Annotated in this window: 18 protein-coding genes; 3 read left to right on the forward strand and 15 right to left on the reverse strand. The window is 59.1% G+C overall.

The window, feature by feature from the left end; genetic code table 11:
- Positions 1-27: 27 nt before the first annotated feature.
- From C9383_RS10025 to C9383_RS10095, 15 genes are all read right to left on the reverse strand, one after another.
- On the reverse strand, positions 28-1,059 hold the full coding sequence (locus tag C9383_RS10025; protein WP_060756474.1) for a DUF5924 family protein: 1,032 nt from the start codon (positions 1,057-1,059) through the stop codon (positions 28-30).
- Positions 1,060-1,127: 68 nt separating this feature from the next.
- Positions 1,128-2,513, reverse strand: a complete 1,386-nt coding sequence (locus tag C9383_RS10030; protein WP_090367691.1) for a M16 family metallopeptidase — start codon at positions 2,511-2,513, stop codon at positions 1,128-1,130.
- Between the two features lie 58 nt (positions 2,514-2,571).
- Positions 2,572-4,230, reverse strand: a complete 1,659-nt coding sequence (locus C9383_RS10035; protein WP_060756472.1) for a Na/Pi cotransporter family protein — start codon at positions 4,228-4,230, stop codon at positions 2,572-2,574.
- A gap of 211 nt (positions 4,231-4,441) precedes the next feature.
- Positions 4,442-5,209, reverse strand: a complete 768-nt coding sequence (locus C9383_RS10040) for a TerC family protein (RefSeq protein WP_060756471.1) — start codon at positions 5,207-5,209, stop codon at positions 4,442-4,444.
- Between the two features lie 64 nt (positions 5,210-5,273).
- On the reverse strand, positions 5,274-6,581 hold the full coding sequence (locus tag C9383_RS10045) for a CitMHS family transporter (protein WP_060756470.1): 1,308 nt from the start codon (positions 6,579-6,581) through the stop codon (positions 5,274-5,276).
- Between the two features lie 289 nt (positions 6,582-6,870).
- Complete coding sequence (locus tag C9383_RS10050; protein WP_060756469.1) at positions 6,871-8,832, reverse strand: DUF7844 domain-containing protein; 1,962 nt, start codon at positions 8,830-8,832, stop codon at positions 6,871-6,873.
- Positions 8,829-9,149: a DUF2388 domain-containing protein gene (locus tag C9383_RS10055; RefSeq protein ID WP_060756468.1), complete on the reverse strand. Its 321-nt coding sequence runs from the start codon at positions 9,147-9,149 to the stop codon at positions 8,829-8,831. Before C9383_RS10055 ends, C9383_RS10050 begins: the two co-directional genes overlap by 4 nt.
- Positions 9,150-9,175: 26 nt before the next feature.
- Positions 9,176-9,484: a DUF2388 domain-containing protein gene (locus C9383_RS10060; protein WP_081087082.1), complete on the reverse strand. Its 309-nt coding sequence runs from the start codon at positions 9,482-9,484 to the stop codon at positions 9,176-9,178.
- A gap of 105 nt (positions 9,485-9,589) precedes the next feature.
- Positions 9,590-9,910, reverse strand: a complete 321-nt coding sequence (locus C9383_RS10065; RefSeq protein ID WP_060756467.1) for a DUF2388 domain-containing protein — start codon at positions 9,908-9,910, stop codon at positions 9,590-9,592.
- Positions 9,911-10,239: 329 nt separating this feature from the next.
- Positions 10,240-10,455 (reverse strand): DUF1127 domain-containing protein, encoded by a 216-nt coding sequence (locus tag C9383_RS10070; protein WP_090367689.1) that lies wholly within the window; start codon positions 10,453-10,455, stop codon positions 10,240-10,242.
- 318 nt (positions 10,456-10,773) lie between these two features.
- Positions 10,774-12,267 carry a succinyl-CoA:acetate CoA-transferase ScpC gene (scpC, locus tag C9383_RS10075; RefSeq protein WP_060756466.1) on the reverse strand — a complete coding sequence of 498 codons (1,494 nt, stop codon included), beginning with the start codon at positions 12,265-12,267 and terminating at the stop codon, positions 10,774-10,776.
- Between the two features lie 180 nt (positions 12,268-12,447).
- Positions 12,448-13,884: an NAD(P)(+) transhydrogenase (Re/Si-specific) subunit beta gene (locus tag C9383_RS10080; RefSeq protein WP_060756465.1), complete on the reverse strand. Its 1,437-nt coding sequence runs from the start codon at positions 13,882-13,884 to the stop codon at positions 12,448-12,450.
- Positions 13,884-14,204, reverse strand: a complete 321-nt coding sequence (locus tag C9383_RS10085; protein WP_025854291.1) for an NAD(P) transhydrogenase subunit alpha part 2 — start codon at positions 14,202-14,204, stop codon at positions 13,884-13,886. Before C9383_RS10085 ends, C9383_RS10080 begins: the two co-directional genes overlap by 1 nt.
- 15 nt (positions 14,205-14,219) lie before the next feature.
- Complete coding sequence (locus C9383_RS10090; RefSeq protein ID WP_060756464.1) at positions 14,220-15,341, reverse strand: Re/Si-specific NAD(P)(+) transhydrogenase subunit alpha; 1,122 nt, start codon at positions 15,339-15,341, stop codon at positions 14,220-14,222.
- A gap of 453 nt (positions 15,342-15,794) precedes the next feature.
- Positions 15,795-16,694 (reverse strand): LysR family transcriptional regulator, encoded by a 900-nt coding sequence (locus C9383_RS10095; protein ID WP_060756463.1) that lies wholly within the window; start codon positions 16,692-16,694, stop codon positions 15,795-15,797.
- Positions 16,695-16,852: 158 nt separating this feature from the next.
- On the opposite strand from C9383_RS10095, the gene C9383_RS10100 reads away from it, so the two are divergent.
- The 3 genes from C9383_RS10100 to C9383_RS28310 form a co-directional block, all read left to right on the forward strand.
- The gene (locus tag C9383_RS10100; protein WP_090367687.1) at positions 16,853-18,034 is read left to right on the forward strand and encodes an acyl-CoA dehydrogenase; all 1,182 of its coding nucleotides are present in this window, start codon (positions 16,853-16,855) and stop codon (positions 18,032-18,034) included.
- Positions 18,035-18,046: 12 nt separating this feature from the next.
- Positions 18,047-19,267: a CaiB/BaiF CoA transferase family protein gene (locus C9383_RS10105; protein ID WP_090367684.1), complete on the forward strand. Its 1,221-nt coding sequence runs from the start codon at positions 18,047-18,049 to the stop codon at positions 19,265-19,267.
- Between the two features lie 38 nt (positions 19,268-19,305).
- Positions 19,306-19,519 (forward strand): hypothetical protein (locus tag C9383_RS28310; protein ID WP_211322899.1); only part of this gene is annotated, 214 nt, incomplete at its 3' end.

Below are 19,519 nucleotides of genomic sequence, written 5' to 3' on the forward strand. Positions count from 1 at the left end.
AATTGCTACGTAATAGCACGATCCGCCCTACTTCGGGTTGTCCGTTTGTGCGGTGTCAGTGACTTTGAAGCGCAACACGCCGATGACTTGCCCGTCTTCGGTCAGCACGCGCACTTGCCAGCGGCCCACCGAATCCGCCGGGAAGTTCTGCTTATGGGTCCAGGCGCGATAGCCTTCCTTGCGCCCGCCGTGGATATCCAGGGCAATGCGATCAACCTCTTTGCCATTGAATTTCCACACATGATAGATCCGCTCATCCAAGCCGCGCGGCGCGTTGATCGCGGTATAGGCGTACAGCCCGTCGCTGCGCAGTTGGGCGGCGTTGACCTCCTTGAGGTCATCGCCGGGCGTGCGATCTTGCAGTTGGGTGCTGATAGCCACCTCAGTCATCCACAACGTGGCCGGCGGCACCCAGGTGCGCAGGAACCAGCCGGCGCAACCAATGGCCGCCGTCACCCCCAGCAGCATCGCCCAGCCTTTGACGCTGCGCAGCGGCAGGCTTGCGGCCAGGCTTGGGATCGACAGTGCCATGGCCACGCCCAGGGCCAATTTGTAACTTTCGGCGGTGGTCAGGTGCAGGATGATCGGCAGCGCAGTGAGCAGCGCGGCGAACAGGGTCAAGGTGTGCAGTGCGAGGAACAGCGAGCGCTTGGGCGCCAGCCACTTGTAGTACAGCGGGTCGGTGATCGACACCAGTGCCGCTGCGCCGAGTAAACCGGTGAAGATCGATTGGCCGCTGTTCCATGTGGTGGTGACAAAGAAAAACGGCAACACAAAAAACAGACTCTCCTGATGGATCATCTGGGTGGCGTAGCGCAACAGGGGCTCGGGGATTTCCCGGTTGAAGACTTTGGCAAACAGTTGGGTAAAGCTGTTCTCCAGCATCAGCCACAGCCAGCTCACTAGCATGATCACCGCGATCCAACTGGCCATGCCTTGCTGGCGATCCACCAGAATGAAGCTGCACACGCCCGAGATAAAACCGCCGAGTGCGATCACCCCGGGGTAGCGCTTGATCAGCTCCAGGATTCGCTGGATAAGGGGTGGCAGGTTTGGCATGGGCGGTTCACAGTCGGAGTAGGAAAAATCGCCGGACAGAATAACGTCTTAGCCTGGTGTGCGGTGCTTCATTGCGTGATCCGTTTGCGATAAAGCCTGAGGCCAATCAATAGCATGGCGATCAGTCCCAGCACGCCGGCACCGATCCACGTCAGGGCGTCATAGCTCAATAGCGGCTTTTCGATGCGCCAATAGCCCGGCTGGTTGAAGACTTGGCGCATGGCCTGGTTGGTTTGCTCAAGGTTAACCGCCTTGATGCGTTTGACCGGGTCGCTGAAGTGTCCGTCGGCGTAGTCGCCCGATGCGCGCCAGTAATAGTCGGCCAACTCGCTGTTGCCCTGCACGGCCCAGGCTTGGCGCGCGATGGCGGCTTGTTGCAGGCGGCTGAAAGTGGCCGGATCGAGGCCGTCCTTGAGCAATTGCGTCTTGAGGTCTTGCAGTACCTGTTCCGCTTCGCCGAGGTCGCCCCGCTCAAGGTCGGCATTCAGGCTCAGGAAACCTACGCCGCCGAGCACTTCGCGCTCACTCCAGGGGCCATAGGACAAACCGTGCTTGAGGCGCAGTTGGCGGTACAACGCCCAGTCGAGGTAGTCCTTGAGCAGGTCGTAGGTTTCATCGTGCTGGTCGTCCAGCACCGGTTCCGGGAACAGCCAGTGCAACTTGGCGCCGTTACCGAGCCAGCCGTGGATCAAGTCACGGTGGCTGGCGGCGGCGTGCTGGATCTCCGGCAGCGGCCGATGCTCGCTCGGCTCCACCGGCTCAAGTTGACCATAGGTGCGTTCCAGATAAGCCGGCAGTACCTTGTCGAGCTCGCCGACGACGATCAGGGTCATGTTGTTGGGGGCATACCAATTTTTGCGCAGCGCTTGCAACTGATTACGGGTCAGGTGGTTGACCTGAGCCCGTTCGGCGCATTTGAGTCCCAGTTCGACAGCCAGTTGATTGCTGGCGCTGTGGCCCAGGTCCTGGCGGTCGAGCAAGCGTTGCAGGTGCGAGTAATGGCCTCCGTCTTCGCGTTCGACCACTTGCTTGGCCGCATTGATGTGCGCGTCGGTGAGTTCGGTGCGGGTAATGATGGCCAGCAGCAGGTCCAGCACCTTGCGCTGGTTTTGTGCCGGCGCCTCGATCACAAAGGTGGTGTCGGCGTTGCTGGTATAGGCATTCCATTCGCCGCCCAAGGCTTGCATACGGTCTTCGAGGTCACCCTCGCCTGCGCCGTCGATGCCGCTGAAGAGCACATGTTCGAGCAGGTGCGGCAGTTCTTTGTCCTCACAACTGAAGTCATCCAGGCCGACACCGACCACCAGGCGGATGGCCACGTGCCCGCGTTCGGTGCCCGGCTTGAGCAGCACTTGCAGGCCGTTGGGCAAGGTGTAGCCCTCGACGTGCAGGCGGTCAAAGGCAAAGGTATATGCCGAACCCATGAGCAGGCAGGCGAATAACAGGCGACGCATAACAAACTTCCCGGCGGGTGAGGTCCACTGTTAACTGACTTCACGCGCCATCGTACGTTCAGGGCGAATGGGTGATGTCGGCAATATCTTCAGTGGAGAGCGCACCGGTGTCAGAGGTTTCCAGCACCACATAAGCGCTGCTGCAAAACAGCGAGTTAAGGCGCTTCATGTCGGCAATCAGTTCCAGGTGCAGGGAACTGGTCTCCAGGCTTTGTACGATCTTGCGTTGCAGGCGGCTGACATGGGCGTGAGCCAAGCGCCGTTCCTGGGCACGAAAGCGGCGCTTCTCGCGCAGCAATTGCCGGGCACTTTCCGGGTCGGCGCTGAGGAATACCGACAGCCCCAGGCGCAGGTTGGCGATCAACTGGCCGTGCAGGCCAGTGAGTTCTTCCAGGCCCACTTCGGAAAACTGCCGGCGCTGGGAGGTTTTCTGCTGCTGGACTTTGCGCAGCATGCGTTCGATCAGGTCGCCGGCCAGTTTCAAGTTGATCGACAACTCGATGATCTCGGCCCAGCGGCGGCTGTCGTGTTCACTGAGGTCTTCGCGGGGCATTTGCGCGAGGTACAGCTTGATTGCGCTGTAGAGCGCCTCGACGTCATCGCTGAGGCTGCGCATTTCCTGGGTGATGGCGGTCTGTTTGCCGCGCAGCACTTCTTGCATGGCGGTGAGCATGTTGTCGATCAGGTCGCCCAGGCGCAGGGTTTCGCGGGCGGCGTTGGCCAGGGCCAGGCTGGGTGTATCCAGGGCGGCCGGGTCCAGATGGCGCGGCTTGGCTTTGCCATTGGTCTCCGGTTGTTCCGGCAGCAGCCAGGCGCAGAGACGGGCCATCGGGCCGATGCTGGGCAGCAGGATCAAGCAGCGGCTGACGTTGTAGAGCAGATGGAAGGTGATGACCATGCCCTGGGTGCTGAAGTCCAAACCGTCCATCCAGCGTACGAGGGGGTCGAGTATCGGAATGATCAGCAACAAGCCGATCAGTTTGTACAACAGGCTGCCCAGGGCCACCTGGCGTCCGGCGGCGTTCTGCATGTTGGTGCTGAGGAAGGCCAGCACGCCGCTGCCGATGTTGGCACCGATCACCAGGCCGATGGCCACGTGCAGGCCGATCACCCCGGCACCGGCCAGGGTCGCGGTCAGCAGCACAGCGGCCAGGCTGGAGTAGGAAATCATCGCGAACAGGGCGCCGACCAGGGCATCGAGCAAGATATCGCCGGTCAGCGAGGCAAAGATGACTTTGACGCCCTGGGCATGGGTAATCGGCCCGGCGGCTTCGACAATCAATTGCAGCGCCAGAATGATCAGGCCCAGGCCGATGCCGACACGGCCCATCTGCCCTGCCCGCGTCTGTTTGCGCGACAGGAAGAAAATCACCCCGAGAAAAATCAACAGCGGCGAAAGCCAGGACAAATCGAACGTCAGCACCCGCGCCATCAACGCTGTACCGACGTCGGCGCCGAGCATGGTTGCCAGGGCGGGCATCAACCCCATCAAGCCCTGGCCGACAAACGAAGTCACCAGCATGGCCGTGGCGTTACTGCTCTGCACCATGGCCGTCACCAGGATCCCGGCGACAAACGCCAACCAGCGTTTGGACATGTTCTGCCCGATGACTTGGCGCAAGTTGGAACCGTAGACCCGCAAGATGCCGGTACGGACGATGTGCGTGCCCCAGATCAGCAGGGTCACGGCGGAAAGCAGATTGAGCAAGGTCAGCATGCTCGGCCCCCCGTATAGGTGCGCTCCAAAAAGAGCGAAGGAAAGTTGCCGCGTGCCGTTCTACGTCTTGTAGTTAAGCTGTAGTTGGCGAATGGGCTCTGCGCCAGCATCGCATAGCTAAAGTGAGGTTTGAAATAAAACTGTCATGAAATCGACTTTTCGTGGATGAAAAAAAGAGGCTTAAAAAGCCTCTTTTTTTGTCTGGCTCGGGTTATTGACCCGGAATGTCCTTGCGCAGTTTCACCGGCTCCTGCTGTTTCTTCTTTTTCGCAATGGCGGTGCGCATCTTGATGTTGATCGCTTCCACCGCGAGCGAGAACGCCATGGCGAAGTAGACGTAGCCTTTTGGCACGTGCACGTCGAAGGATTCGGCGATCAGCACCGTACCCACCACCAGCAGGAACGACAGCGCCAGCATTTTCAGCGACGGGTGCTTGTCGATGAATTCGCTGATGGTGCCGGCGGCCATCATCATCACCAGTACGGCGACGATGATCGCGGCCACCATGACCGGCACGTGGGACACCATGCCGACCGCGGTGATCACCGAGTCCAGGGAGAACACGATGTCGATGATCGCGATCTGGATAATGGTGTAGATGAACTTGCCACCGGCACCCTTGGGCTCGTCGTGGGTTTCGTCTTCGCCTTCGAGCGCGTGGTACATCTCCTGGGAGCTTTTCCACAACAGGAACAAGCCACCGAAGAACAGGATCAGGTCGCGACCGGAAATGCCTTGGCCAAACACCACGAACAGATCGGCGGTGAGTTGCATCACCCAGGTGATCGACAGCAGCAACAGGATTCGCGTGACCATGGCCAGGGCCAGGCCGAAGATCCGGGTGCGGGCCTGCATATGCTTGGGCATGCGGCTGACCAGGATCGAAATCATGATGATGTTATCGATACCCAGGACGATCTCGAGGGCCGTCAGGGTGAAGAAGGCAATCCAGATTTCCGGATTGGTCAGCCATTCCATGTGTATTCCTTTGAGCGAGTGTTAAACCGCGCGGCTGTCGCGCCGCGCGGTGGGGTTGTTACGGTTATAGAGTGCTGAACAGCGGAAAAATCCCCATCAGCAACGCGGCGAACATTATGCACAGGCACACCAGCACTGCCCACTTGAGGGTGAAGCGCTGGTGATCGCCAAACTCGATGCCGGCCAGGGCCACCAGCAGGTAGGTCGAGGGTACCAACGGGCTCAGCAAGTGCACGGGCTGGCCAACGATGGAGGCGCGGGCCATTTCCACGGCGGTGATGCCGTAGTGGCTGGCGGCTTCGGCGAGTACTGGCAGTACGCCGTAGTAGAACGCATCGTTAGACATGAAGAAGGTAAACGGCATGCTCACCAATGCGGTGATCACCGCCAGGTAAGGGCCCAGCGCATCCGGGATGACCGCCAGCAGGCTCTTGGACATGGCGTCGACCATGCCGGTGCCGGACAGGATGCCGGTAAAGATACCGGCGGCGAAGATCAGCCCGACGACCGCCAGCACACTTCCTGCGTGGGCCGCTACGCGATCCTTTTGCTGTTGCAGGCACGGGTAGTTGACGATCATGGCGATACTGAACGCCACCATGAACAGCACCGGCAGCGGCAGCAGGCCGGCGATCAGGGTGCACATCAGGGCGAAGGTCAGCGCGCCGTTGAACCAGATCAACTTTGGACGGCGGGCGTCCGGGTATTGCGAGACGCTGATCTCGCTGTGGTCGATTTCATCGCCCTGCAGGTGCAGCTCACCCAAGCGGGCACGCTCACGCTTGCCGTACAGGTAGGCAATCACCAGGATGGCAACCACACCAGCGGCCATGGCCGGGATCATCGGCACGAAGATGTCCGAGGGGTCCACATGCAGTGCGCTGGCGGCGCGTGCGGTCGGGCCGCCCCAAGGCGTCATGTTCATCACGCCACCGGCGAGGATGATCAAGCCGGCCATGATTCGCGGGCTCATGCCGATGCGCTGGTACAACGGCAGCATGGCGGCCACGCAAATCATGTAAGTGGTGGCGCCGTCACCATCGAGGGACACCACCAGGGCCAGGACGGCGGTGCCGACCGAGACTTTCAGTGGGTCGCCCTTGACCATCTTGAGGATCTTGCGCACGGCCGGGTCGAACAGGCCGGAGTCGATCATCAGGGCAAAATAGAGAATGGCGAACATCAGCATCACGCCGGTCGGCGCAAGCTTGGTGATGCCCGCGAGCATCATCGGGCCTATCTCCGGTGCAAAGCCACCAAACAAGGCGAACAGGATCGGTACGATGATCAAGGCGATCAGCGCGGACAGGCGCTTGGTCATGATCAGGAACATGAACGTAATGACCATGGCAAAGCCAAGGAAAGTCAGCATAGGGAAACTCCAGGCGTAGCGCGGCTAGGGAATGGCGAACCGGGTGGGGTCAGCGCAGAACGAAAAGCACGAGGCGTACGGGGGGAGTAGGGCTGAACAGGCGGGTACGGACGGACATCGGGAATCACCATTGTTGTTGTTAACAGTCGGTCTGTTGCCGACAGTGGGGCGATCCTAGACTTGAAACCTTTCAACCAGCTTTCGCTGAGTAAACAGGTGGTGGTGGGCAGATGCGCGGTCTATGAATTTATGTAGAACCCACATTTGGACTGTGTTTGGCAGTGATTTTTCAGGGCAGTTCGAGGCCGCCGGCGGCCTTGTGCAGTTGGCGCAGATGCTCGCCCATTTGCTTGAGGTTGGCTTCGCAGGCGGCAATCTCGTCGGCACGGGAAGGGTCCAGCAGCGCCCTGACCTCTTTATCCAGATCGCCGGTCAACGACTGCAATTGCTTCTGGCGCTCGGCGCTTTCCGATTCCAGGCGTTTGGACTCCGACGGTTGCGGCAGGCCGTAGCCACCGCTGCCCAGCAGTTCAGCCGGACGGCTGAGGAAGCCACTGTTGGCGAGGATTTGCTGCAGGGTGTTGTTGGCTTGTTCCATGCCACCGTTTTTCAGCTCGCGGGCGTTGAGGTAGCGTTGCTTGACTTCGTCCTGGGCCAGCATCAGCTGTCTGCGATAGCTGGCTTGTTCCAGCAGTAGCAGTGCGGCGCTGGTGCGTAAGTCGGCCTGGCTGAACCACTGTCGTCGCTCGGCCGCACTCAGGGACAGCCAATCTTCAACCTGGGTCTGCTGGATTGGCAGGCGTTTGCGCAGCACATCAAACATTGCCTGATAGCGTTCGCGGAACGAGTCGAAGTGATAGCCCAGGCGCAATGCCTCGCGCTTGTCGTCAAGTACGCTGGTATCGGCCAGGCCGCGTGCGCTGAGTACTTCCAGCAAGCCGTTGGGGGTGATGTTATCCAGGCCGGTCAGTTGTGGATTGGCGCTGCCGCTGCGCAACAGTTTCAGGCTTTCCACCGCGCAGTTGTTGGAAATGAAGAAGTAGTTGCCGTCGTAGCTCCAGTGCATTTCGGCGGCGTGCTCGACGGTGTCGGTGATCTCCTGGCGGTTGAGCTTCAGTGGCACCGAGGCCAGGCCGCGCAGTTCCGTCTTGGTGTACTCATCGATCACTTGGGCCAGCGGCAGTACGAACAATCGCGACGGGTATTTGCCGACCAGGCCATCCCAGCTCGACAGTTGCACGTCACCCACGAAAGCGCGGTACGACAGCACCAGGTGCTGGTCGAGGTCCAGGCGACAGTCCGGGCCGCGCGGGCGGCCCGGTGCGCAGATTACCAGGCGCAACATGCTGTGGCCCCAGCGGCTCACCAGGTTCTGGTTGGCTTCGGCCAGCAGGTAGTCGATTTCGTAGACGCGCTCGGGGTCGACCTGACCCAGCGGCGTCTTGGCAAAGTCGTTGCCGGCATTCAGGAACGCGTAGGTCTTGGCGCAGGTGTCCTGCTCAGGTGGTGCCCAGCCGAAGTGTTCCTTGTAGTAGCGAAACAGCGCAGGGCGGCGGCAGGCGTAGCTGGGGTCGAGGAGAAAATACTCCATGTTGACCGCTACGAACTCCAGTGGGCTGGTGGTTTCGTAGAGATCCGGGCTGCGCGCAACTTGATGGTTGTGTTGCTCGCGCTCACCGCGACGGCCGACGTATTGCGGCCAGCCGGCAAGGTCGAGCAGGCGGGGGTCGTCGCTGAGGGTAAAGCGGCGGTCATTCTGACCCCGGCATTGATCGGGCAGGCCGATCAGGCCGGTGATGTTGTTCTGGCGGCTGCAGCGATTGATCAGAGCGCGGTCGTCTTTGGACCATAGGCGTGCACGATCGTAGATATGGGTCAGTTCATGCAGCACAGTGGCGAGCATTTCCCGGCGCACGGTGCCGTGGGGGCGATTGGTTTTCTGGGTGGCGGCGCTGCCATCGGTCAGGCTGGCGAGCAGGTTCCGGTTGAGGTCCAGCTCGGACACCAGAGAAGCCTGGCCGTAGGCGTTTTCCGGCATCTTGTCGGTCCAGCCGACATCGATGCGCCGGTCCAACTGCTCGATAAAGCGCGGCGGCAGGGAGCGCATCGCTTCATCGAGCAACGCCTGGCTGGCCTGCTGTTCGGCCGGGCTCAAACCCTCGGTTATGAGCCTCAGTTGCAGGCTGGCCTGGGCGGTACCTGCACACAGCAGCACAGCCCAGGCCAGTAGCCAGGCGGCGACGCGCCTCACAGTGCGAGGATGGCTTCAGCGAGAGTCTGGTCACTGGCATCGCGGGCTTCAGGTACGCGAGTTCGCAGGGTGTCGAAAGCAGCTTCCAGTTGGGCGCCGCGGATCTCGCCATTGGAGGCGACGAAACTGGCTGCATCATCGTGGGCTTCACGCACGATTTTGGAATCGCGGATGGAGGTGGTGGTGTCCGAAGTGAAATCAATCGTGCGGGCCGAAGCACGTACGATGATGTTACTGGTGGCTTTCAGGGTTTGCGCGTGGGCGACATCGGCCAACAACAGCAGGCCGAGAGCGGCGGCGATCAGCGGGCTACGCATGGACTAACTCCAGAATACAAAGATGACTATTGGACGAGAATTGCTTGCGCCAGTTCAAGGTCGCTGGCGTTAAGTTTTGGCTGGGTACGGCGCAGGTAATCCAGTGCGGATTCCAGTCGGGCGCCCCGCCATTGGCCGTCTGTGGCTATATACGCGGCAGCGTCATCCCGGGCGGCCAGTATTCTTTTTCTGTCAAAGGGCGCTGATGTCACCTTGCTGGTGGCATAGGCACTGATGACGGTGCTCTGGGTGGACACATCAAAGGCTGATGCCAGTGGTGACCAGCAGGCGCAAATCAATACAGGAACAAACAACAGGCGGTATGAAAATGCCATGGGTCTCGACAACTGAAAGCGAGCGCCAAGGCTAGCGCAATGCCCGGGCGAGAGCCAGCGGCGATGCGTCCGGGAGCGGCGGCGCTCCCGGAATTTCATCTGCGATCAGATTGCCAGGATTGCCTGGGCCAACTGCGCATCAGTCGCGGTATTCAACTGTGGCGCTTGTTGGCGGATGTGAGCCAGGGCGCTTTCCAGTTTCACGCCACGGATGGCGCCTTCGCTGGCGACGAAGCTGGCGGCGTCGTCACGGGCGGCTTGTACCACCTTGTGGTCACGCAAGGAGGAGGTTGCATCGGAGCTGGCATCGGAAGTGGCTTTGAGCGCACCGACGATCGAGTCAGTGGTCACGATGAGGCTGCTCGCGTTGGCGTTGGCAGTGATGGCCAACAGGGCAGCAGCACTCAGCAGGCGGAGACGGGACATGGGTTAACTCCTGTAGATAGACAAATAATGCGGCGCAGAGCGGCCACTGTGAAACGGACATGGGTGCTATTGGGCATCAGACGTCTGTTCTACAAAGTTCGCCACGTGGTGGTGGATATTAAGCCGTCATCTGTCCGTTCGGAAGCCTGCAATTTAATTGTACTGGTGTTTTTTGGGATTTATAAAACTGTACTAGTCCACGTAAACCAGGCCGCTGATTCGGCGCCCATAAACAGCAAAGCCCGCCTCCGGTTTCCCGGGGCGGGCTTTGCTTTGACAAATCAGGGTGCTGGCGGTGGACCCGGCGGGTCAGGGCCAGCGAGCGCCAATTAGCGCCAGAACGGCTTGCTCAGCTCTTCGTAGCGTTGAGCTTCGCTGATACCGGCGTCAGCCAGCAGACGCGAATCCAGGCGAGCCAGTTGGTGGCGGCTGGAGATGCGGCGCTGCCACAACATCAGGTTGGCGAGAGCGCGCAAAGGCAGGGAAGCCTGGGAGTTTACAGCTTTTTCTTCGAAGAACAGTTCGGAACTGAGTGTACGTTCCATGATGACATCCTTCCGCTTGTGGCGGGATTAGGTAGTGGTTTAACTGATGCCAATGATCCTCCTCTCGCGCAAGACTCTCTAGATACAGTTCACCTGTATTGTGAGAGGCCAGTTAACTGTTTATAGGTGCTGTACTGTACGGAAATGGGGCAACTGTACCTGTCTGCACTGAAACAGTGCGAAATAGGCATTTTCGGTGAAGGGAGTAGGATAATTCGGTAGGAAAAGACCGGTACAGCAGTACAGTTTTTTACGGATGTGTGGTTTGACCTGCCGAGCTGATGAAACTGTGTTTGCATCAGCCCGGATCTGTACCAATCAAGCCTTGAGCATATGCCCGGTTTCTTCCAAGTTGATGTGCCAACTCAGTGCTTCGCGCAGGATGTGCGGGGTATGCCCACCGATTGCACAGGCCGCGTCGAAGTAGCGGTTGAGCGCATCGCGGTAGGCCGGGTGCACGCAATTGTCGATGATCACGCGGGCCCGTTCCCGCGGCGCGAGGCCGCGCAGGTCGGCCAGGCCGACTTCGGTTACCAGGATGTCGACATCATGTTCGGTGTGGTCCACATGGCTGACCATCGGTACCACGCTGGAAATCGCGCCGCCCTTGGCTATCGACTTGGTCACAAAGATCGCCAGGTGTGCGTTGCGGGCGAAGTCCCCGGAGCCGCCAATGCCGTTCATCATCCGCGTACCGCAGACGTGGGTGGAGTTGACGTTGCCGTAGATGTCGAATTCCAGCGCGGTATTGATACCGATAATGCCCAGGCGACGCACCACTTCCGGATGGTTGGAGATCTCCTGCGGGCGCAGTACCAGCTTGTCTTTATAGTGTTCCAGGTTGCCGAATACATCGGCATTGCGCCGTTCCGACAGCGTGATCGAGCTGCCGGATGCAAAACTCAGCTTGCCGGCGTCGATCAGGTCGAACGTCGAATCCTGCAACACTTCCGAGTACATGGTCAGTTCTTCGAACGGCGATTCGATCAGGCCGCACATCACTGCGTTGGCGATATTGCCGATACCGGCCTGCAGCGGACCCAGTTTGTTGGTCATGCGCCCAGCGTCCACTTCCTGCTTGAGGAAGTTGATCAGGTGATTGGCGATGCCCTGCGTGTCGCTGTCGGGCGGCGTCACGGTTGAGGCTGAGTCGGCCTGGTTGGTGATCACAATGGCGACAATTTTTTCCGGTGGGATCGGAATCGCAGTGCTGCCGATGCGGTCGTCGACTTTGACCAGCGGAATCGGTGTGCGCGTCGGCCGGTAAGTCGGGATATAGATGTCGTGCAGCCCTTCCAGGTTCGGGTTGTGCGCCAGGTTGATCTCGACGATGACCTGCTTGGCGAATATCGCAAAGCTGGCTGAGTTGCCCACGGAGGTGGTCGGTACGATGTGCCCTTGTTCGGTAATCGCCACGGCTTCGATCACCGCGATGTCCGGCAACTTGAGTTGGTTGTTGCGCAGTTGCTCGACCGTTTCCGACAAATGCTGGTCGATAAACATCACTTCGCCGGCGTTAATCGCCTTGCGTAGGGTGCTGTCGACCTGGAATGGCATGCGGCGGGACAGCACGCCGGCTTCGGTCAGCTGTTTGTCCAGGTCGTTGCCCAGGCTGGCGCCGGTCATCAGGGTGATTTTCAGTGGAGAGGTCTTGGCGCGTTCCGCCAGTGCATGCGGAACGGCCTTGGCTTCACCGGCACGGGTGAAGCCGCTCATGCCGACGGTCATGCCGTCCTCGATCAGTGCGGCGGCGTCGGCCGGGCTCATGACCTTATTCAACAGCGAAGGCAAGCGGATACGATCACGGTACATGAATGGTTATCTCAGGCTACGGAAGCAAGGTGCGCAGTTTAGTGATTTCAAAAAAATTCGGCCCGCTACCATGGTCGAATGCCAGGCGGCGATTTAGAGCCTTTGGTCGGGTTTCATCAGGCCAATAAAAAACCCCAGCCTACCGGAGGCCAGGGTTTTGGGTATTGCGCTGGCGCAGTGTTATTCGACGGCCTTGACCATATCTTCGATGACCTTCTTGGCGTCGCCGAAGACCATCATGGTCTTGTCCAGGTAGAACAACTCGTTATCCAGGCCGGCATAACCGCTGGCCATCGAACGTTTGTTGACGATGATCGTCTTGGCCTTGAACGCTTCGAGGATCGGCATGCCGGCGATCGGTGAGTTCGGGTCGTTCTTGGCGGCTGGGTTGACCACGTCGTTGGCGCCCAACACCAGCACCACATCGGCCTGGCCGAACTCGGAGTTGATGTCTTCCATCTCGAACACCTGGTCGTAAGGCACTTCGGCCTCGGCGAGCAGCACGTTCATGTGCCCTGGCATCCGACCGGCCACGGGATGGATCGCGTACTTCACGGTGACGCCGTGGTGGGTCAGCTTCTCGGTCAGCTCCTTGAGCGCGTGTTGCGCCCGAGCCACCGCGAGGCCATAGCCCGGCACGATGATCACGGTGTCGGCGTTGGTCAGCAGGAACGTCGCGTCATCGGCCGAGCCGGATTTCACTGGGCGCGCTTCCTTGGACCCGGTCGCCGCGCCGGCGTCCGAGGTATTGCCGAAACCACCCAGCAATACATTAAAGAAGGAGCGGTTCATTGCCTTGCACATGATGTACGACAGGATCGCGCCGCTGGAGCCTACCAGGGAGCCGGCGATGATCAGCATCGAGTTGTTCAGCGAGAAGCCGATACCCGCCGCTGCCCAGCCGGAGTAGCTGTTGAGCATCGATACGACGACGGGCATGTCGGCGCCGCCAATCGGGATGATGATCAGCACGCCGAGCACGAAGGCCAGGGCCAGCATCAGCGCGAACGCTGTGAGGTTGCCCGTGAACATGAACGCCAGGCCCAGGCCCAATGTTGCGAGGCCGAGCACCAGGTTCAGCTTGTGCTGGCCGCCGAACTGTACGGGTGCGCCCTGGAACAGGCGGAACTTGTACTTGCCCGACAGTTTGCCGAACGCGATCACTGAGCCTGAGAAGGTAATCGCACCGATGGCGGCACCGAGGAACAGCTCCAGGCGGTTGCCGGCAGGGATCGAGTCGCCCAGGTGTTTGACGATACCCAGGGATTGCGGCTCGACCACGGCGGCAATCGCGATGAACACGGCTGCCAGGCCGATCATGCTGTGCATGAAGGCTACCAGCTCCGGCATCTTGGTCATTTCTACGCGCTTGGCCATGATCGAGCCGGCCGTGCCGCCGATCAGCAGGCCGACAATCACGTAGCCGATACCGGCGGTGGCCAGCTCCGCGCCGAGCTTATAGATGAGGCCTACGGTGGTGAGTACAGCCAGCGCCATGCCGAGCATGCCGAACAGGTTGCCACGTCGCGAGGTAGTGGGGTGCGACAGGCCTTTGAGGGCCTGGATGAAGCAGATCGACGCGATCAGGTAGAGCGTCGTTACCAGGTTCATACTCATTACTTCTGCACCTCTTCTTTAACTTTGGGCGCTTTCTTCTTGAACATCTCCAGCATCCTGCGAGTGACCAGGAAGCCGCCGAACACGTTGACCGCCGCCAGGGCGACAGCCAAGGTGCCCATGGTCTTGCCCAGTGGCGTCACGGTGAGTGCCGCGGCCAGCATGGCGCCGACGATGACAATTGCGGAAATAGCGTTGGTCACGGCCATCAATGGCGTGTGCAGTGCGGGGGTAACGTTCCAGACCACGTGATAACCGACATAAATGGCCAGCACAAAGATGATCAGGTTGTAGATACCGGGGGAGATAAGCTCTTCCATCGTCTGAATCCCTGCTTAGGCGTTTTTGCGGATGACTTGGCCGTCGCGGCACATCAGGCACGCGGCGACGATGTCGTCTTCGAGGTTGATTTCAAACTGCCCTTCCTTGGTGAAGACCAGCTTCAGGAAGTCCAGCAGGTTGCGCGCATACAAGGCAGACGCGTCCGCGGCGACGGCACCGGCCAGGTTGGTTGGGCCGCAAATGATGACGCCGTTTTCCACCACCACCTGGTCAGCCACGGTCAGCGGGCAGTTGCCGCCTTGGGCGGCCGCGAGGTCGATGACCACTGACCCCGGCTTCATTTGTGCAACCGTTTCTGCGCTCAGCAGAGTCGGTGCCTTGCGGCCTGGAATCAACGCGGTGGTGATGATGATGTCAGCCTGCTTGGCGCGTTCGTGCACCGCCAGGGCCTGGCGCTGCATCCAGCTGCTCGGCATCGGGCGTGCGTAACCACCGACACCGACCGCGCATTCTCGCTCTTCATCGGTTTCGTACGGAACGTCGACGAACTTGGCGCCGAGGGATTCGATCTGCTCTTTGACGGCCGGGCGCACGTCGGAAGCTTCGATCACTGCACCCAGACGTTTCGCTGTCGCGATAGCCTGGAGACCGGCAACCCCGGCACCCAGGATCAGTACACGGGCAGCCTTAACGGTGCCTGCGGCGGTCATCAGCATCGGCATGAAGCGTGGGTAGTGGTGAGCGGCGAGCAACACGGCTTTATAGCCGGCAATGTTGGCCTGGGAGGACAGCACATCCAGGCTCTGGGCCCGCGACGTGCGTGGAGCGGCTTCGAGTGCGAATGCAGTGATGCCGTGCTCGGCCAGCTTGGCGATGGTTTCGTTGCTGAACGGATTGAGCATGCCCACCAATACGGTACCGCTTTTGATCAGCGCCAGTTCGCTGTCGCTGGGGGCAACCACCTTGAGAATCAGCTCGGCACCCAATGCATCGTTGGCACTGCCAATGGTTGCGCCTGCCGTTTCATAGGCACTGTCGACGATGCTGGCTTTGACGCCCGCTCCGCTTTGCACAGTGACCTTATGGCCCTGGCCGATCAGCTTCTTGATGGTTTCCGGGGTGGCAGCCACCCGCGTTTCACCGGTCTGGGTTTCGAGAGGAACACCAATGTGCACGTCAAATCTCCTGCATGATCTTTTTGCTTTTGATCTTTTTGTAAAAAGGCCAGTGCGCCGCGAGTGGCGCATCTGGGGCGGCCGATCAGCACGATCCCGCTGAAATGACAGCGGGGCGCGGCATTTTGCAGGCGAACTTTACGGCCTTCAAGAGATTATGACGGGTGACGAAAAATTAACTACAAGTCACCCTGTGACTGATTGTCGCAATGCCCTGGAATAACCTCTTTAAATACAGGTGTTTAAAGGTATTCAGGTGTTTTTTTGGTTTTTTTGCATCGTTGCTGTGAATGGTCGCGTATTGGCCGTTTTAAGTCGCTACAGGCCATGTAGATTGTGGCTTTTGGCCTCATTTTTTATCAATCAGTACAGTCTGCTTAAATGCGACATATGCGTATATCTGTAGGATTTAAATTTATTTGACTACACGGTCAATAATCCGGGATTTCCCCTTTAAATGCTTGGGATGTAGCGTTGTGATTGATCGATCAGCCAATCCCTGAATGCGTGCAATGACGCTGATTCGACTTTTCGCTCGGGAATCATCAGGTAGTAAGCCTTCGAGCTGCTCAGTGCCTTGGCGTTGGCAATCACCAACTGCCTCTCATCCAGCTCGCGTTGGATGAGAAAGGGTGGAATCAGGGCGATGCCCATGTCATGCATGGCTGCCTGGGACAACATCGAGAATAGCTCGTAACGGGGGCCTGTCATGTCGCGGGGTATGTTCAAGTGTTGCGCGTTGAACCATTGGCGCCAGGCATAGGGTCGAGTGGTTTGCTGCAGCAGCGGCAGTTCTGCGATCTGCTGAGGGCTGAAGTGAGTGTGGGTACCCAGTAAGCGCGGGCTGCACACGGGAACCGGGTTTTCACCCATCAGTCGATGGGATTCGGTGCCGGACCAATCGGCATCACCAAAGTAGATCGCGGCGTCGAACTCGGTATCGGCAAACAGAAAGGGGCGCGTGCGGTTGGTCAGGTTGACCGTGACTTCCGGGTGCTGGCGTTGAAAATCCTTGAGCCGTGGGATCAGCCATTGAGTGCCGAAAGTAGGGACTACGGCCAGTTCGATGACATTAGTGCCCTGCTGCCCCATGACCGACAAGGTGTCGCGTTCCACGGCATCCAATTGCATGGCGACGCGACGGCTATAGGACAGCCCTGCTTCCGTCAGCTTTACCCCGCGCCGCGAGCGCCGAAACAGCTCGACACTTAAAAACTCTTCAAGACTGGCGATCTGTCGGCAGATGGCGCCCTGGGTAATGGAAAGCTCATGCGCCGCCTTGGTAAAGCTCTCGTGGCGGGCCGCCGCTTCGAAACTGACGAGGGCGGTGGTACTGGGGATTTTTCTGCGCATGTACGGTGTACTCACTTACTAAAGCGCGTGTGTGTGGTTCTTGGCGATTTCGAAGTGAGAAATTAGCACAACCCTATGAGGAAACCTCGTTTGCCCTCTGCGTTTGCTCGGCCTAGGCTCCATCCACGACTTCTGATTCTTTGCGCGAGGACTTATTCATGGCTGGCAAGGCAAGCTTCAACTGGATCGATCCGCTGTTGTTGGATCAACAGCTCACCGAAGAAGAGCGCATGGTGCGTGACAGTGCTGAGCAATTTGCCCAGGACAAGCTGGCGCCGCGTGTCCTCGAAGCTTTCCGCCATGAAAAAACCGACCCTGCGATCTTCCGCGAAATGGGGGAAACCGGCCTGCTGGGGGCGATGATTCCCGAACAGTACGGTGGCAGTGGTTTGAACTACGTCAGCTATGGGCTGATTGCGCGTGAAGTAGAGCGCGTAGATTCCGGCTATCGTTCGATGATGAGTGTGCAGTCGTCACTGGTCATGGTGCCGATCAATGAATTTGGTACTGAGGCACAGAAGCAGAAGTACCTGCCGAAATTGGCCTCTGGCGAATGGATTGGCTGTTTTGGCCTGACCGAACCCAATCATGGGTCTGACCCGGGCGCAATGATTACCCGCGCGCGCAAGGTGGAGGGAGGCTATAGCCTGACGGGCGCCAAAATGTGGATCACCAATAGTCCCATCGCCGATGTGTTTGTGGTGTGGGGCAAGGACGATGCCGGTGATATCCGTGGTTTTGTCTTGGAGAAAGGCTGGAAAGGTCTGAGCGCTCCGGCGATTCATGGCAAGGTTGGGTTGCGTGCTTCCATCACTGGCGAGATCGTCATGGATAACGTGTTTGTGCCGCAAGAGAATATCTTCCCGGATGTGCGAGGTTTGAAAGGGCCGTTCACCTGCCTCAACTCTGCGCGTTACGGTATTTCCTGGGGGGCGTTGGGTGCGGCTGAATTTTGCTGGCATACCGCCCGTCAATACACCCTCGATCGTCAGCAGTTCGGCCGTCCTTTGGCGGCAACCCAGCTGATCCAGAAGAAGCTGGCCGACATGCAAACCGAGATCACTCTTGCCCTGCAAGGCTGCCTGCGTCTGGGGCGTATGAAGGATGAGGGTACGGCCGCGGTTGAGATTACCTCGATCATGAAGCGCAACTCGTGTGGCAAGTCCCTGGATATCGCGCGTATGGCGCGGGACATGCTGGGGGGTAACGGTATCTCCGATGAGTTCGGCGTCGCACGTCACTTGGTCAACCTGGAGGTGGTGAATACCTACGAAGGTACTCATGACGTGCATGCCCTGATCCTGGGGCGTGCACAAACCGGTCTTCAGGCCTTCTATTAATAGGAGCACGGCATGGGCGCGCTTTCGCACCTGAGGGTGCTGGATTTATCGCGAGTGTTGGCGGGGCCATGGTCCGGGCAGATTCTCGCGGACCTTGGGGCAGAAGTCATCAAGGTCGAGCGGCCAGGTGTGGGCGACGATACGCGAGCATGGGGTCCGCCGTTCCTCAAGGATGCTGATGGCGAGAGCACCAGCGAGGCGGCGTATTATCTGTCGGCGAATCGTAACAAGGAGTCGGTGACCATCGACTTCACGCGGCCAGAGGGGCAGAAACTGGTACGCGACCTGGCGGCCAAGTCCGACATCCTGATCGAGAACTTCAAGGTGGGTGGGCTGGCAGCCTATGGGCTGGATTATGAGTCGCTCAAGGAGCTCAATCCGGAGCTGATCTATTGCTCGATAACGGGCTTCGGCCAGACGGGGCCTTACGCGACGCGTCCCGGTTACGACTTTATGATTCAGGGGCTGGGCGGACTCATGAGTCTGACCGGTCGACCCGAGGGTGATGATGGGGCTGGGCCGGTGAAGGTTGGCGTGGCTTTGACCGACATCCTGACGGGGCTTTACTCGACCGTAGCGATCCTCGCCGCGCTGGCTCATCGGGATCATGACGGTGGCGGCCAGCATATCGATATGGCTCTGTTGGATGTGCAGGTGGCATGCCTGGCTAACCAAGCCATGAATTACCTGACGACGGGAGTGCCGCCAAAGCGTCTTGGTAATGCGCATCCGAATATCGTGCCCTATCAGGATTTCCCCACGGCTGATGGTGACTTCATATTGACGGTGGGTAACGACGGTCAATTTCGTAAGTTCGCTGAAGTGGCCGGCCGGCCGATGTGGGCAGATGACCCGCGCTTTGCAACCAATAAGGCGCGAGTGGCCAACCGTGCGGAGCTGATTCCGTTAATTCGCCAGGCTACGGTCTTCAAGACGACGGCTGAGTGGGTGTCACAGTTGGAGCAAGTGGGCGTGCCGTGTGGGCCGATCAATGATTTGGCACAGGTGTTCGCCGACCCTCAGGTCAGGGCGCGTGGCTTGGCGATGACGCTACCCCATGGCTTGGCGGGGGTGGTACCTCAGGTTGCCAGCCCGATCAGGTTGTCCAAGACTCCAGTGGAGTATCGGAGTGCGCCTCCTCTATTAGGTGAGCATACCGTCAAGGTGCTGCAAGACGTTCTGGGATTGATGCCGGCCAGTGTCGCTGCTTTAAGAGAGGCAGGAGTAATCTGAAAGCGGTCTTCTATATAGAAGGCGCTGGAGCGGCTTGGTTGTTTTTTGAACAAAGGCAACTGTTTGATAGGAAAGAAGAATTAATGGTTGACGGCGAATTATATCTGTCTATAATTCGCCCCACTTCCGGCGCAGTCGAAACTAAAAACTCCTTGGTAAACAAGAAGTTACGAAGATTCAGGCAGCGAATAGCTTCAGTTCATCGAAGCCCAGAAGGAGTTGGTAGGGCGGTGTTGTTTGGCTCTATCAACG

The organism is Pseudomonas palleroniana, assembly GCF_003031675.1.
GTDB classification, from domain to species: Bacteria; Pseudomonadota; Gammaproteobacteria; order Pseudomonadales; family Pseudomonadaceae; genus Aquipseudomonas; species Aquipseudomonas palleroniana.

Excerpts from the sequence above, each read along its gene's own strand:
- C9383_RS10025 (WP_060756474.1), bottom strand. The coding sequence starts at position 1,059 with ATGCCAAACCTGCCACCCCTTATCCAGCGAATCCTGGAGCTGATCAAG.
- C9383_RS10030 (WP_090367691.1), bottom strand. The coding sequence starts at position 2,513 with ATGCGTCGCCTGTTATTCGCCTGCCTGCTCATGGGTTCGGCATATACC.
- C9383_RS10035 (WP_060756472.1), bottom strand. The coding sequence starts at position 4,230 with ATGCTGACCTTGCTCAATCTGCTTTCCGCCGTGACCCTGCTGATCTGG.
- C9383_RS10040 (WP_060756471.1), bottom strand. The coding sequence starts at position 5,209 with ATGGAATGGCTGACCAATCCGGAAATCTGGATTGCCTTCTTCACCCTG.
- C9383_RS10045 (WP_060756470.1), bottom strand. The coding sequence starts at position 6,581 with ATGCTGACTTTCCTTGGCTTTGCCATGGTCATTACGTTCATGTTCCTG.
- C9383_RS10055 (WP_060756468.1), bottom strand. The coding sequence starts at position 9,149 with ATGCGTAGCCCGCTGATCGCCGCCGCTCTCGGCCTGCTGTTGTTGGCC.
- C9383_RS10060 (WP_081087082.1), bottom strand. The coding sequence starts at position 9,484 with ATGGCATTTTCATACCGCCTGTTGTTTGTTCCTGTATTGATTTGCGCC.
- C9383_RS10065 (WP_060756467.1), bottom strand. The coding sequence starts at position 9,910 with ATGTCCCGTCTCCGCCTGCTGAGTGCTGCTGCCCTGTTGGCCATCACT.
- C9383_RS10070 (WP_090367689.1), bottom strand. The coding sequence starts at position 10,455 with ATGGAACGTACACTCAGTTCCGAACTGTTCTTCGAAGAAAAAGCTGTA.
- scpC (WP_060756466.1), bottom strand. The coding sequence starts at position 12,267 with ATGTACCGTGATCGTATCCGCTTGCCTTCGCTGTTGAATAAGGTCATG.
- C9383_RS10080 (WP_060756465.1), bottom strand. The coding sequence starts at position 13,884 with ATGAGTATGAACCTGGTAACGACGCTCTACCTGATCGCGTCGATCTGC.
- C9383_RS10085 (WP_025854291.1), bottom strand. The coding sequence starts at position 14,204 with ATGGAAGAGCTTATCTCCCCCGGTATCTACAACCTGATCATCTTTGTG.
- C9383_RS10095 (WP_060756463.1), bottom strand. The coding sequence starts at position 16,694 with ATGCGCAGAAAAATCCCCAGTACCACCGCCCTCGTCAGTTTCGAAGCG.
- C9383_RS10100 (WP_090367687.1), top strand. The coding sequence starts at position 16,853 with ATGGCTGGCAAGGCAAGCTTCAACTGGATCGATCCGCTGTTGTTGGAT.
- C9383_RS10105 (WP_090367684.1), top strand. The coding sequence starts at position 18,047 with ATGGGCGCGCTTTCGCACCTGAGGGTGCTGGATTTATCGCGAGTGTTG.